At 75.7% G+C, this 12,293-nt stretch carries 12 protein-coding genes; 6 read left to right on the top strand and 6 right to left on the bottom strand.

Translation table 11 applies throughout. From position 1 onward, the window contains the following. Positions 1 to 68: 68 nt before the first annotated feature. The 3 genes from sucC to ACI8AK_RS01130 all read right to left on the bottom strand — a co-directional run bounded on the left by sucC (position 69) and on the right by ACI8AK_RS01130 (position 2,774). Entirely contained in the window at positions 69 to 1,229 is a 1,161-nt protein-coding gene (gene sucC / locus ACI8AK_RS01140; protein ID WP_456901371.1) for an ADP-forming succinate--CoA ligase subunit beta, read from the bottom strand. Between the two features lie 64 nt (positions 1,230 to 1,293). Beyond that, positions 1,294 to 1,677: a methylmalonyl-CoA mutase gene (locus tag ACI8AK_RS01135; protein ID WP_456954874.1), complete on the bottom strand. Its 384-nt coding sequence runs from the start codon at positions 1,675 to 1,677 to the stop codon at positions 1,294 to 1,296. Beyond that, the gene (locus ACI8AK_RS01130; protein ID WP_456954873.1) at positions 1,674 to 2,774 is read right to left on the bottom strand and encodes a hypothetical protein; all 1,101 of its coding nucleotides are present in this window, start codon (positions 2,772 to 2,774) and stop codon (positions 1,674 to 1,676) included. The genes ACI8AK_RS01135 and ACI8AK_RS01130 overlap by 4 nt, the downstream gene beginning before the upstream one ends. Before the next feature lie 186 nt (positions 2,775 to 2,960). Between ACI8AK_RS01130 and ACI8AK_RS01125 the strand changes: the two genes are divergently transcribed. Both ACI8AK_RS01125 and ACI8AK_RS01120 read left to right on the top strand, forming a co-directional pair. After that, positions 2,961 to 3,851, top strand: a complete 891-nt coding sequence (locus ACI8AK_RS01125; RefSeq protein WP_456954872.1) for a lipase family alpha/beta hydrolase — start codon at positions 2,961 to 2,963, stop codon at positions 3,849 to 3,851. A gap of 192 nt (positions 3,852 to 4,043) precedes the next feature. After that, positions 4,044 to 4,970 carry a M23 family metallopeptidase gene (locus ACI8AK_RS01120; RefSeq protein ID WP_456954871.1) on the top strand — a complete coding sequence of 309 codons (927 nt, stop codon included), beginning with the start codon at positions 4,044 to 4,046 and terminating at the stop codon, positions 4,968 to 4,970. Positions 4,971 to 5,079: 109 nt separating this feature from the next. Here ACI8AK_RS01120 and pcrA read toward each other — a convergent pair whose 3' ends face one another. After that, the gene (gene pcrA / locus ACI8AK_RS01115) at positions 5,080 to 7,374 is read right to left on the bottom strand and encodes a DNA helicase PcrA (protein ID WP_387987626.1); all 2,295 of its coding nucleotides are present in this window, start codon (positions 7,372 to 7,374) and stop codon (positions 5,080 to 5,082) included. A gap of 251 nt (positions 7,375 to 7,625) precedes the next feature. Here pcrA and ACI8AK_RS01110 point away from each other — a divergent pair, with 251 nt between their 5' ends. The 4 genes from ACI8AK_RS01110 (at position 7,626) to ACI8AK_RS01095 (ending at position 10,278) form a co-directional block, all read left to right on the top strand. Then, on the top strand, positions 7,626 to 7,895 hold the full coding sequence (locus ACI8AK_RS01110; RefSeq protein WP_387987627.1) for a chorismate mutase: 270 nt from the start codon (positions 7,626 to 7,628) through the stop codon (positions 7,893 to 7,895). A 121-nt stretch (positions 7,896 to 8,016) separates the two neighbouring features. Further along, complete coding sequence (locus ACI8AK_RS01105; protein ID WP_387987629.1) at positions 8,017 to 8,589, top strand: carboxymuconolactone decarboxylase family protein; 573 nt, start codon at positions 8,017 to 8,019, stop codon at positions 8,587 to 8,589. Continuing rightward, positions 8,586 to 9,458 carry an RNA polymerase sigma-70 factor gene (locus ACI8AK_RS01100; RefSeq protein WP_387987631.1) on the top strand — a complete coding sequence of 291 codons (873 nt, stop codon included), beginning with the start codon at positions 8,586 to 8,588 and terminating at the stop codon, positions 9,456 to 9,458. The genes ACI8AK_RS01105 and ACI8AK_RS01100 overlap by 4 nt, the downstream gene beginning before the upstream one ends. Before the next feature lie 85 nt (positions 9,459 to 9,543). Continuing rightward, positions 9,544 to 10,278 (top strand): PIG-L deacetylase family protein, encoded by a 735-nt coding sequence (locus tag ACI8AK_RS01095; RefSeq protein ID WP_387987633.1) that lies wholly within the window; start codon positions 9,544 to 9,546, stop codon positions 10,276 to 10,278. A gap of 9 nt (positions 10,279 to 10,287) precedes the next feature. On the opposite strand, the gene ACI8AK_RS01090 is transcribed toward ACI8AK_RS01095, so the two are convergent. Next, the gene (locus ACI8AK_RS01090; RefSeq protein ID WP_387987634.1) at positions 10,288 to 10,947 is read right to left on the bottom strand and encodes a response regulator; all 660 of its coding nucleotides are present in this window, start codon (positions 10,945 to 10,947) and stop codon (positions 10,288 to 10,290) included. Further along, entirely contained in the window at positions 10,944 to 12,233 is a 1,290-nt protein-coding gene (locus ACI8AK_RS01085) for an ATP-binding protein (protein WP_387987636.1), read from the bottom strand. Before ACI8AK_RS01085 ends, ACI8AK_RS01090 begins: the two co-directional genes overlap by 4 nt. Positions 12,234 to 12,293 lie beyond the last annotated feature (60 nt).

Genomic DNA, 12,293 nt, shown 5'->3' with positions numbered 1-12,293 from the left:
GAGGGAACGGCCCCTTTCCAGGGGCCCGCCCCGAGCCTGCGAGGGGTGGGGAGGGAAGGGGTCCTTCCTCAGGCGGCGAGCTCGGCGGCCCGGCGCGCGGCGCCGTCCATCGTGTCCACCAGGGTCACCAGCGGGTGGTTCGCCTCGGCGAGGATGCGCCGGCCCTCCTCGACGTTGTTGCCGTCGAGCCGGACGACCAGCGGCTTGGTCGCCTCGTCGCCGAGGATGCCCAGGGCGCTGACGATGCCGTTGGCGACGGCGTCGCAGGCGGTGATGCCGCCGAAGACGTTGACGAACACGCTCTTCACGGCTGGGTCGGAGAGGATGATCTCCAGGCCGTTGGCCATGACCTCGGCCGAGGCGCCGCCGCCGATGTCGAGGAAGTTGGCCGGCTTGACCCCGCCGAACTCCTCGCCCGCGTAGGCGACGACGTCGAGGGTGCTCATGACCAGGCCGGCGCCGTTGCCGATGATCCCGACCTCGCCGTCGAGCTTGACGTAGTTGAGGTCCTTCTCCTTGGCGCGCGCCTCGAGCGGGTCGGCCGAGGCGGAGTCCGCGAGCTCGGCGTGCTGGGGGTGCCGGAAGGAGGCGTTCTCGTCGAGGGTGACCTTCGCGTCGAGCGCGAGGACGGTGCCGTCGGGCGCCTTGGCCAGCGGGTTGACCTCGACGAGGGTGGCGTCCTCCTGGGCGAAGGTCTCCCACAGCTGGACGGCGATGGCGATCACCTGGTCGCGCACCTCGGGGGCGAACCCGGCGGCGTCGACGATCTCGGCGGCCTTCTGCGCGTCGACGCCGGTCGTGGCGTCGACGGGGATGCGGGCGAGGGCCTCGGGCCGCTCGACGGCGAGCTGCTCGATCTCCATGCCGCCCTCGACGCTGGCCATGGCCAGGAAGGTGCGGTTGGCGCGGTCGAGCAGGTAGGAGAAGTAGTACTCCTCGGCGATGTCGCTGGCCTGCGCCACCATCACGCGGTGGGTGATGTGGCCCTTGATGTCCAGCCCGAGGATGTCCTGGGCGCGGGCCCTCGCCTCGTCGGCGTCGTCGGCCAGCTTGACGCCGCCGGCCTTGCCGCGGCCGCCGGTCTTGACCTGCGCCTTGACGACGACGGTCTGCCCGATCTCGCGGGCGATCGCCTCGGCCTGGTCGGGTGTCTCGGCCACGCCGCCGGGCAGCACGGGCACGCCGTGCGAGGCCAACAGGTCACGCGCCTGGTACTCGAAGAGATCCACGAACAGGCACCGTAAACCTCGCGCGTCCCGGCCGCCGCACCGGCACCGGGCCCCGTGCCCCGGGTCACAGACCCCCGGACAGCCGCCGCAGCGCGGCCACGACGTCGTCGGGGGTGGTGCCGTCGGGGAAGCGGCGCACGTCGGCCGGCAGGTCGCCTCCGCCGTCGTCGCCGTCCCCGAGGACGAAGGCGGTGACGTCGTCGACGCCGGCGGCGGACAGCCGGTCGAGCACCTCGCCGAGCAGCCCCGGCCGCGCCCCGGCCACGCCGAGGGCGTCGGCGTCCTCCTGCACGACCGTCGCGGCCAGCCGCCCGGCCGAGGCGACCTCGCCGGTCAGCACCACCTCGGCGCCGGAGTCGCGCAGCGCGCGGGCGAGGGCGACCGCGCGCGGGTCGTCCCGGCCCTCGGGCCCGGCGACGACGACGCGCAGCCGCTCGCCCGCCGTCACCGGGCGGTCGTGCGGCGCAGCCGCCAGGCGAGCACGGTGAGCAGCGCGTAGCCCAGCCCGGCGGCGAGCAGCCCGGCGCCGGGGACGGTCCACTCCAGCTCGTCGGAGGCGAGGGCGTCGCGCAGCCCGCCGAGGCCGGCGGCGAGCACGGTCACCGCGACGGCGAGGAAGCCGCCGACGGCGGCCAGCCGCGGCCGCAGCGAGGGCGCCAGCACCGAGGCGAGCAGGACGGCGCCGGCCAGCAGCAGCCCGCCGAGCAGCGCCAGCCCGGGCCGCTCCAGGAGCGCCTGCGGGCCCTGCTGCTCGACCACGACCTCCAGGCCGGTGGACGGGTCGTCGACCAGCCGGTCGGGGACGTCGGCGGCCGGCAGCGCCAGGCACAGCACGGTGAGGACGCCGAGCAGCACCGCCGCGCCGGCCAGCGCGCCGCGGGCGGGGTCGAGCGCCCCCCGGTCCTCCATGACCGTGCGGCTCCACGCCGCCGCGGCGCAGACCGCGGCCAGGACGGTCAGCGCGAGCCCGGCGACCTCGAGCCACCAGCCGGCTCCGGTCTCCACCGAGCTGGTGAGCACCCGCTCCCCGGCCAGCACCTCGACGCCGGGACGGACGGTGGAGGCGCTGCCGCGGTAGACCTCGATGAGCAGGGAGCCCAGCGCCAGCACCCCGCCGACGCCGGCGTAGGCCAGCCCGAAGCGCGGCACCCGGCCGGCGGCGAGGCCGGCCCCCACCGCGACGGCGGTCAGCGGGACGACCAGGCCGACCAGCGCGCCGCCGAGCCCGCCGGCCAGCGACAGCTCCCGGCCGCCGACGACGAGGTAGGTCGGGAACAGCGCGGCGACCCCGGCCAGGCCGGCGAGCACGAGCAGCACCCCCGCGGTGCGGGCGCCGCCGGGGAGGTGCCCGACGACGAGCCCGTCGTCCGGGGCGGGAGGGGCGGCCGGGGTGCGGGCCGGGCGCCGGTCCGCGGCCGGGCGGGCGCCGGTGCGCCGCGCCCCGGCGGCCGCGGCCCCCGTGCGGCGGGCGGCACCCGTGGCCCCGGTCCGCCGGGCGCCGTCCCGGGTCCGGTCGTCGCGGGCAGCACTCTCACGGCCGGCCACGGGTCCCCCTTCGTCGAGATGTGTCGCGTTCCGGTCTCGATCTCGTCGAGATCCCCGCATCGTCTGTGTGACCGTCGCCACACCAGGGCATTACCGTCGTGTGAACCGAGCACCACAGCGGTGCTCCGCCGTCGACGGACCCGGGTCCCGGGACACCGCCGGCGGCCGCCGAACGGGAGGACGTCCATGCGCGCGACCGGCGACCCCGGGTGCCGTCCAGAGTGGCACACGGGAGAGCCTTCCCCGGGTACGCCACGGGACGCGCTCCGGGCACTGGTCTCCCCCACCACCGTCGCCGGCGGGCTCACCGAGCTGGCCTGGGTCGGGGCGCACGCCCTGCTCTACCCGCTCGGCGCGCGGACCGAGGCCCTGCTGCTCGACCCGCGCTGCCGCCCGGGGGTCCAGCCGGCCGCCGTCCGCGCGCTGTTCGCCGCCGACCCGCTCGCCGCGCGCGTCCCGGTGCTGCTGGTCCACGGGCTCATCGACAACCGGTCGATCTTCACCGTCATGCGCCGCCGACTGCGGCGGCGCGGCTTCACCCAGGTCTGCACCTGGAACTACAGCCCGCTGCTGGGGGACGTCGCCGAGGGCGCGCGCGACCTGGGGGAGCACGTCGAGCGGATCTGCGCCCGGACCGGCCACGACCGGGTGCACCTGGTGGGACACAGCCTCGGCGGCCTCATCGCCCGGCACTACGTGCAGCGCCAGGGCGGGGGCCGGCGGGTGGAGTCGCTGGTCACCCTCGGCACGCCGCACGGCGGCTCGGTGCTGGCCCACCTGCTGCCGACGCCGATGGTGCGCCAGCTGCGGCCCGGGTCGCCGGTGCTCCGGGAGCTCGCCGAGCCGGCGCCGGACTGGTCGACCCCGATGACCGCCGTCTACAGCAACCTCGACCAGATCGTCGTCCCCACCGTGGCAGGCCGGTGCGACCACCCGGACCTGCGGGCGCGCAACGTCCTCGTGAGGGGCGTGGGGCACATGTCGCTGCCGTTCCACCGCGGCGTCGTCGACGAGGTGGCCGCGACGCTGGCCGGGCTGCGGCCGGCCGCCCCCGCGCCGCTCGCCGACGCCGCCTGAGCGGCACCCCACCCCGGGGAGACATGGCGACACGCAGCGTCGCTTCCCCCGGTCGGCCCTGACGGAACGTTACGGTCCGATCACGGCGCCGGTACCCACCGGCGGGCGTCCTCCCAGGCGCCTCCACCGCCGTCGCTCCCCCGACGGGCTGCCCCGTGCAGTGGTCCCGGGAGCGTGGACGAAGGGTGTCCCGTGACCGCGCTCCTCGAGCCCGCGGCGACCGGCCGCCGGGCGACCGGGCCCGACGCGACCGGCCGCATCTCGTCCGGCCCGCTGGGGACCCCGGCCGTGCCGCCGGTCCCGCGGCCCGCGGTGCCGAGCACCGTCCTCCCCGCCCGGGTGGTCGCCCCCGTCGCCGGTCCGGCCGAGGACGCCGAGGTCGAGGACGCCGAGGTCGAGGACGCTGCCGAGGCCGCCGCCGAGCCGGCCGGCACCGAGCCCGACACCGAGCCCGCCGCGCGGCGCACCGTCCGCCGCCCGCCCGGGCGCCGCGGCCCGCTGTGGCTGGGCGCGCTCGTCGCCGGTGCGCTCGTCGCTGCCGTCCCCGCCCTCACCGGCGGCACCCCGGCCCCGGCCGCCTCGGTGAGCGCCGCCGACTACGGCCTCGGCGCCGCCGACATCGGCCTGACCGGGGACATGGAGGACGCCGGGGTCCGGCAGGGCATCACCCAGGCCGAGGCCGCCGTCCGGCTGTCGGAGCTGGCCGCCTCCCGCGCCGCCCGCGAGCCCCGGACCGTCGCGCCGACCACCGGCCGGATGACCACCTGCTTCTGCCAGCGCTGGGGCTCCATGCACTGGGGCATCGACCTGGCCAACTCCCTCGGCACGCCGATCCACTCGGTGACCGACGGGGTCGTGCTGCGCGCCGGCCGGGCCTCCGGGTACGGCAACGCCGTCTACATCCAGGACGCCGACGGCAACGTGCACATCTACGGGCACATGCGCTACTACGACGTCGAGGCCGGCCAGATCGTGCACGCCGGCGACGAGATCGCGAAGATCGGCAACGAGGGCCAGTCCACCGGCCCGCACCTGCACTACGAGATCCACCGCGGCGGCATGACCGGCCGGCCGATCGACCCCGAGGAGTGGCTCGCCGACCACGGCGTCACCCTGTGACCCGGCGTCGCTCCGCTCCTGGAGCTCTCCCCGCGCTCCGGGAGTGCTGCAGCACCCCCGGAGGCCGCGAACGACCCCAGGAGCGCCCCTCCCGCGGCGGAGCGCGGGCCTAGAGCTTGACCAGCGGGGCGTAGCGCAGGACGAGGCGCTTGGTGCCGCCGGAGCCGAAGTCGACCGTGGCCTGCGCCTTGTCACCGGCGCCGTTGACCTCGACCACCGTGCCCAGACCGAACGCGTCGTGGCTGACCCGGTCGCCGACCTCGACGGAGATCACCGGCCGGTTGCCGCGGCCGCCGCGCAGGCCGCCCGTCGACAGGCCGGTCGCGGCCACCCGCTGCTGCGCCGACGAGCCGGTGCTCGGCGCCGGCGTCGGGTCGGTGCGCGCCCAGTGCACGGTGTCCGAGGGCAGCTCGTCGAGGAACCGCGACGGCGGGTTGTAGGCCGGCTGTCCCCAGCTGGTGCGCACCGTGGCGCGGGAGAGGAACAGCCGCTGCCGCGCGCGGGTGATGCCGACGTAGGCCAGCCGCCGCTCCTCCTCCAGCTCCCGCGGGTCGCCGAGCGCGCGCAGGTGCGGGAACACGCCGTCCTCGAGGCCGGTGAGGAACACGACCGGGAACTCCAGCCCCTTGGCGGTGTGCAGCGTCATCAGCGTGACGACGCCGGCCTCGTCGCCGGAGACGGGGATCTGGTCGGCGTCGGCCACCAGCGAGACCTGCTCGAGGAAGTCGGTGACCGTGCCGCCGGGGTTGGCCGCCTCGAACTCGGCGGCCACCGAGATGAGCTCGTTGAGGTTGTCGACGCGGCCCTCGTCCTGCGGGTCGGTGCTGGCCTCGAGCTCGGCGAGGTAGCCGGTGCGGTCGAGGATGCTCTCCAGCAGCGCGGCCGGGCCCGAGCCGGTCTCGACCAGCTGCTCGAACTCCTCGAGCAGCGCGACGAACTCCTGGACCGCCTTGAGCGACCGCGGCGCCAGCGTGGTGATCTCCGGGCAGCGGCGCAGCGCCGACGGGAACGCGATCCGCTCGCGGTCGGCGAACTGCTCGATGCAGGACTCGGCCTTGTCGCCGATGCCGCGCTTGGGCGTGTTGATCACCCGGCGGAGGCTGACGACGTCGGCCGGGTTGGCGACCACCCGGAGGTAGGCCAGCGCGTCGCGGACCTCCTTGCGCTCGTAGAAGCGCACCCCGCCGACGACCTTGTAGGGCATGCCGACGCGGATGAACACCTCCTCGAACACGCGGGAGGCGTTGTTGGTCCGGTAGAAGACGGCGATGTCCGCAGGCCGGACCGTGCCCGCGTCGACCAGCGCGTCGATCTGCTCGGCGACCCAGGCGGCCTCGTCGTGCTCGTTCTCGGCGACGTAGCCCTCGATCAGCTCGCCGTCGCCGGCGTCGGTCCACAGGTTCTTGGGACGGCGGCCGGTGTTCTTGGCGATGACGGTGTTGGCCGCCTTGAGGATCCGCTGGGTGGAGCGGTAGTTCTGCTCGAGCAGGATCGTCGTCGCGTCGGGGTAGTCGCGCTCGAACTCGTCGATGTTGCGGATCGTGGCGCCGCGGAAGGCGTAGATCGACTGGTCGGCGTCGCCGACGACGCACAGCTCGGCCGGCGGGACCGGCCCCTCACCCGTGCCGACCAGCTCGCGGACCAGCACGTACTGCGCGTGGTTGGTGTCCTGGTACTCGTCGACCAGCACGTGCCGGAACCGGCGGCGGTAGTGCTCGGCGACGTCGGGGAAGGCCTGCAGCAGGTTGACCGTCGTCATGATCAGGTCGTCGAAGTCCAGCGCGTGCGCCTCGCGCAGCCGCCGCTGGTAGAGCGTGTAGGCCTCCTTGAGCACCTTCTCCGGCGCCGTCTCGGGGCTGAAGGACTCCTCGTCCACCAGCTCGTTCTTCAGGTTCGACACCTGCGCGGCGAGGCTGCGCCCGGGGTAGCGCTTGGCGTCGAGGTCGAGGTCGCGGGCGACCATCGTCATCAGGCGGACCGAGTCGCCCTGGTCGTAGATCGTGAACGACGACTTCAGGCCGAGCTTCGCCGACTCGGCGCGCAGGATCCGCACGCACATCGAGTGGAACGTGGACACCCACATCGCCCGGGCGCGCGGCCCGACGAGGTGCGCGACGCGCTCCTTCATCTCGCCGGCGGCCTTGTTGGTGAAGGTGATCGCGAGGACCTCGCCCGGCTGCACCCCGCGGGCCCCGAGCAGGTAGGCGATGCGGTGGGTGAGCACGCGGGTCTTGCCCGACCCGGCACCGGCCACGATGAGCAGCGGGCCGCCCTCGTGGACGACGGCCTGACGCTGGGGACCGTTGAGTCCGGCCAGCATGCGGTCCAGTTCCCGGCCGGCCGAGCCGGGAGCGGAACGCTGGAGCGCGGCGGTTCCGGGGAGGGCCTGCTGCACGCTGCTCATAGCCACACCACTGTAGTTCGGACCGACGACGGACCCGTCCCGCGACGGACGCCCTCGTGGCCGCCGGGCGTGCTGTGGCACACTCGGCGACGTGCTGATCGCCACCGTCGGCTTTTACTACGGGCACCGGGTTCCGGTGTCCGTCGCCGCCGGCTGAGCAGCCGCCGCAACGAACGCCCCGGGCCCGAGGAGCCCGGGGCGTTTCTCGTTCCCCGGGGTCCGACGGCCGCTCCCCGCCCCGGAGGAACCCGATGACCGCCACCCTGCCGCCCACCGACGCCGACACCCGCATCGCCGAGCTGCGCGGTGAGATCGACGCCTGCGACGCCGAGCTGATCGCGCTGGTGCAGCGGCGGCTCGCCGTCTCGCAGGAGATCGGTGAGCTGCGCCGCGCCACCGGCGGCACCCGGCTGTCGCTGTCCCGGGAGCAGCAGGTGATCGACCGCTTCCGCACCGCCCTCGGCCCGGACGGCGCCGCGCTCGGGATGCTGCTGCTGCGCCAGGGCCGCGGCCGCCTCTAGACGACGGACCCCCTCGCCCCCCACCGCTCGCACGCTCGCGGCGGGCCCTGCGAGGGCCGCCCTGTCACGTTCCGGGCGGCTGCGTCGTCTCCATGGACACCCCACCGGAGAGGACGACGCCGTGACCGAGACCCGCACCGCCCGCATCCCGCTCGACCCGCCGCGCACGCTGCTCACCCGCCTCGTCGACCGGTACTCGCGCCGCCGCTTCGGCGCGACGCTGGACCCCGCCGCGGCGTTCGGGCACCACCCCCGCCTGCTGCTCACCTACCTGCGCCACGAGCAGTCCCTCGCGAAGTGGGACCGGCTGGACCCGACGCTCAAGTCACTCGCGGTCATGTCGGCGGCGGTGACCGTCGGCTGCTCGTGGTGCGTCGACTTCGGCTACTGGGTCGGGACCGCGCACGAGGGCGTGGACCCGGCCAAGCTGCGCGCCGTCCCCGCCTGGCGGGACAGCGACGCGCTCACCGACCTCGAGCGGCGCGTCGTCGAGTACGCCGAGGCGATGAGCACCACGCCGATGGGCGTCACCGACGAGATGGTCGCCGCGCTGCGCCGCGACCTGGACGACGCCGCCCTGGTCGAGCTCACGATGATGGTCGCCGTGGAGAACAGCCGGGCGCGGGCCAACAGCGCCCTGGGCCTGACCAGCCAGGGCTTCCGGGACCGCTGCGAGCTCCCGGCTCCCGCGTGACCGGCCCGCTGCCGGCGTTCGACGCGCACCGGCGGCTGCTGTTCACCGTCGCCTACCAGATGCTCGGCAGCGTGGCCGACGCCGAGGACGTCGTCCAGGACGCCTGGCTGCGCTGGTCGGCGGCCGACCGCGACGACGTGGCCGACCCGCGCGCCTACCTGGTCCGGGTCACCACCCGGCTGGCGCTGGACCGGCTGGACTCCGCCCGCGCGCGCCGGGAGGCCTACGTCGGCCCGTGGCTGCCCGAGCCGCTGCTCACCGACGAGGCCGCGGACCCGGCCGACGAGGCGGTGCTCGGCGAGGAGGTGTCGCTGGCGCTGCTCGTCGTCCTGGAGAGCCTGTCCCCCGCCGAGCGGGCGGTGTTCGTCCTGCGCGAGGTGTTCGGGCTGCCGGCCGCGGAGGTGGCCGCCGTCCTCGGCCGCTCCGAGGCGGCGGTCCGGCAGCTCGGCCACCGGGCGCGGGAGCACGTGTCCGCCCGCCGCCCGCGGTTCGACGCCGACCGGGCGACCCACCGCGAGGTCACCGAGCGGTTCCTCGCCGCGTGCGCGGGCGGCGACGTCGACGCGCTGCTGGCCGCGCTCGCCCCGGACGCGGTCCTGCTGACCGACGCCGGCGGCCGGGCGAAGGCGGCGCTGCGGCCGATCACCGGCGCGGACAAGGTGGCCCGCTTCCTCGCCGCCGTCATCCCCGGAGGGGTGTCGGTGCCGGGACTGCGGATGGTGCTGACCGAGGTCAACGGCCGGCCCGGGGTGGCGGCGTGGACCGGCGGGGAGCCCCTCGCCGCGGTCTCGCTGGTCGTCACCGACGGCCTGGTCCAGCAGGTCCTCGTGGTGCTCAACCCCGACAAGCTGGCGGGCCTGCGGAGGTGAGGTGCGGGAACGGCCTCCTCACAGGGGCCGGCGCCGAGCCTGCGAGGCGTGGGGGGCGAGGAGGCCCGTCACTTAGGCTCCGGCGGTGACCGCCGTCCCGCCCCGGAAGCCCGCCGAGCACGTCGAGCGCGTCCTGTGCGTGCTCGCCCACCCCGACGACGTCGACTTCGGCAGCGCGGGCACCGTGGCGACCTGGACCGCGGCCGGCACCGAGGTCGTCTACTGCATCGTCACCGACGGCGACGCGGGCGGCTTCGACGAGACCCCGCGCGACCGGATGGGCCCGCTGCGGCGGGAGGAGCAGCGCGCCGCGGCCGCCGCCGTCGGCGTCACCGACGTGCGCTTCCTCGGCTACCCGGACGGCCGGCTGGAGCTGACGCTCGACCTGCGCCGGGACATCAGCCGGGTCATCCGGCAGGTGCGCCCGCAGCGGGTGCTCACCAGCTCCCCGGAGCGCTGGTACGAGCGGGTCGGCGCCAGTCACCCCGACCACATGACCGTGGGCGAGTCGACGCTGCGCGCGGTCTACCCCGACGCCCGCAACCCGTTCGCCTTCCCGGAGCTCCTGGCCGACGAGGGCCTGGAGGCGTGGACGGTGGAGGAGGTGTGGCTGGGCGCCAGCCCGCGGGCCGACCACGCCGTCGACGTGACCGACGTCGTCGAGCTCAAGTTCGCCGCGCTCAAGAGCCACGTGACGCAGGTCAGCCACATCCACGACCTCGAGTCCTTCGTCACGGGCTGGATGGCGCAGACCGCCCGCCGCTTCGGCCTGCCCGACGGCCGCCTGGCCGAGGCCTTCCACGTCGTCCACACGGCGTGACCTCGCGGGTCACAGCAACCTGTTGGTCGCCGCCCACCGGGTGAGCTCGTTGCGGTTGGACAGCTGCAGCTTGCGCAGCACGTTGGACGCGTGGGACTCCACCGTCTTCACCGAGATGAACAGCCGCGAGCCGATCTCCCGGTAGGTGTAGCCGCGCGCCAGCAGCTGCATGACCTCGCGCTCGCGGGCGCTGAGCAGGTCCAGGCCGGGGTCGGTCGCCGGGTCCTCGGCGGGCGCGGCCGACGGCGCGCTCGCGGCGAAGGCGTCGAGCACGAAGCCGGCCAGCCGGGGGCTGAACACGACGTCGCCCTCGGCCACCCGCTGCACCGCCGACACCAGGTCCGGCCCGGAGATGGTCTTGGTGACGTAGCCGCGGGCGCCGGCGCGGATGACCGCGATGACGTCCTCGGCGGCGTCGGACACCGACAGCGCCAGCCAGCGCACGTCGGGCAGCTCGGCGCGCAGCGTCTCCAGCACGGTGCGGCCCCCGCCGCCGGGCATGTGCACGTCGAGCAGCACGACGTCGGGGACGGTGGCGCGGATGCCGGCGACGGCGGAGTCGACGTCGGACGCCTCGCCGACCACGGTGACGGCGCCGCCGAGCTCGGCGCGCACGCCGGCGCGGACCATGGCGTGGTCGTCGACGACGAAGACGCGGGGGACGCTCACGCGGCGGCCTCGCGGGGCAGCACGAGCTCGACCTCGGTGCCCTCGCCGGGCGCCGAGCGCACCGTCGCCGTCCCGCCCAGGCGGGTGAGCCGGCCGGACACCGAGTCGCGCAGCCCGCGTCGGTCGGCCGGGACGGCGGACGGGTCGAAGCCGGCGCCGCGGTCGCGGACGAACACCGACACCGACTGCGCGCCCACCTCGGTGTAGAGGTCGGCGGAGGTCACGCCGGCGTGCTTGGCGGCGTTGAGCAGCGCCTCGCGGGTGGCCGCGCCCAGCGCCGCGAGCGCGTCGTCGACCGGGGCGTCGCCGACGACGACCGGGTCCACGGTGAGCGCGTGGTCGCCCTCCACCTCGGCGACCATCTCCGAGACCAGCGCGGACCAGGTGCCGCCGCCGGGCGAGGACGCCGGCTCGTACAGCCAGCTGCGCAGCTCCCGCTCCTGGCTGCGGGCCAGCCGCGCGACGGCCTGCTGGTCACCGGAGTTCCGCTGGATGAGCGCGAGGGTCTGCAGCACCGAGTCGTGCAGGTGCGCGGCGACGGCGGCCCGTTCCTCGGAGCGGATGCGGGCGGTGCGCTCGGACTCGCGGGAGTCCAGCAGCCGCCGCCAGAACGGCGCGGTGGCCAGCACGACGCCGACCAGGATGACCAGGGTGGCCACGAAGCCGTTGCGCGCCGCGGCCAGCTGACCCGTCGTCGCGAGCAGCAGGACCAGGCCGATGGCGGCGAGCGCCGCGCCGCCGGCGAGCACCCAGCGGACGCCGGGCCGGGTCAGCGTGCGGTCGGTGTCCAGCTGCCGCCAGATGACGGCGAGCCCGCCGCCGACCAGCAGCAGCGGGGCGATGAGGTCGTTGTTCCCCCACGTCGCCAGGTTGGTGACCAGCACCATCGCGCCGAGGCCGAAGAAGACCAGGCCGACGGTCTGCCGGCGGCTGGGCCGCGGCGCCGTGTCGGGGGCGACCTCGCCCAGCGGCACGAAGAACCACAGCAGCGCGTAGGCGATGACGCCGATGCCGGTCACCGCCAGCGCGACGAACGCCGCGCGGACGACCAGCGGATCGGTGCGCAGGTGCGCCGCCGTCCCCGCCGCGACGCCGGCGAGCATCCGGCCCTGCCGCGGGCGCACGAGCGGCGGCCGGGTCTCCGCCGGGCGGGTCGCCACGGCGGTGGCGCCCGCGGGAGCCGGCGGGGTCCCGGTGGTCAGCGGGGTCTGCGTGGGCACGCCGACGGGCCCGGCCGGCGGGGCGCCGGCCGGCGGCCCGCCCGTGCTGGGCGCCGTCCTCGTCACGGCACCGATCGTCGCACCGCGCGCACCTCCCCCGGTACCGGGAAGCCCCCGGACGGGCAG

The organism is Geodermatophilus sp. SYSU D00867, assembly GCF_054050315.1.
The sequence above is the reverse complement of the archived record's forward strand: the minus strand, read 5'-3'. Positions and strand labels throughout refer to the sequence as shown.

Bases quoted from the DNA above. Each gene is read 5' to 3' on its own strand.
- ACI8AK_RS01125 (WP_456954872.1), top strand. From the start codon at position 2,961: ATGCGCGCGACCGGCGACCCCGGGTGCCGTCCAGAGTGGCACACGGGA.
- pcrA (WP_387987626.1), bottom strand. From the start codon at position 7,374: ATGAGCAGCGTGCAGCAGGCCCTCCCCGGAACCGCCGCGCTCCAGCGT.
- ACI8AK_RS01110 (WP_387987627.1), top strand. From the start codon at position 7,626: ATGACCGCCACCCTGCCGCCCACCGACGCCGACACCCGCATCGCCGAG.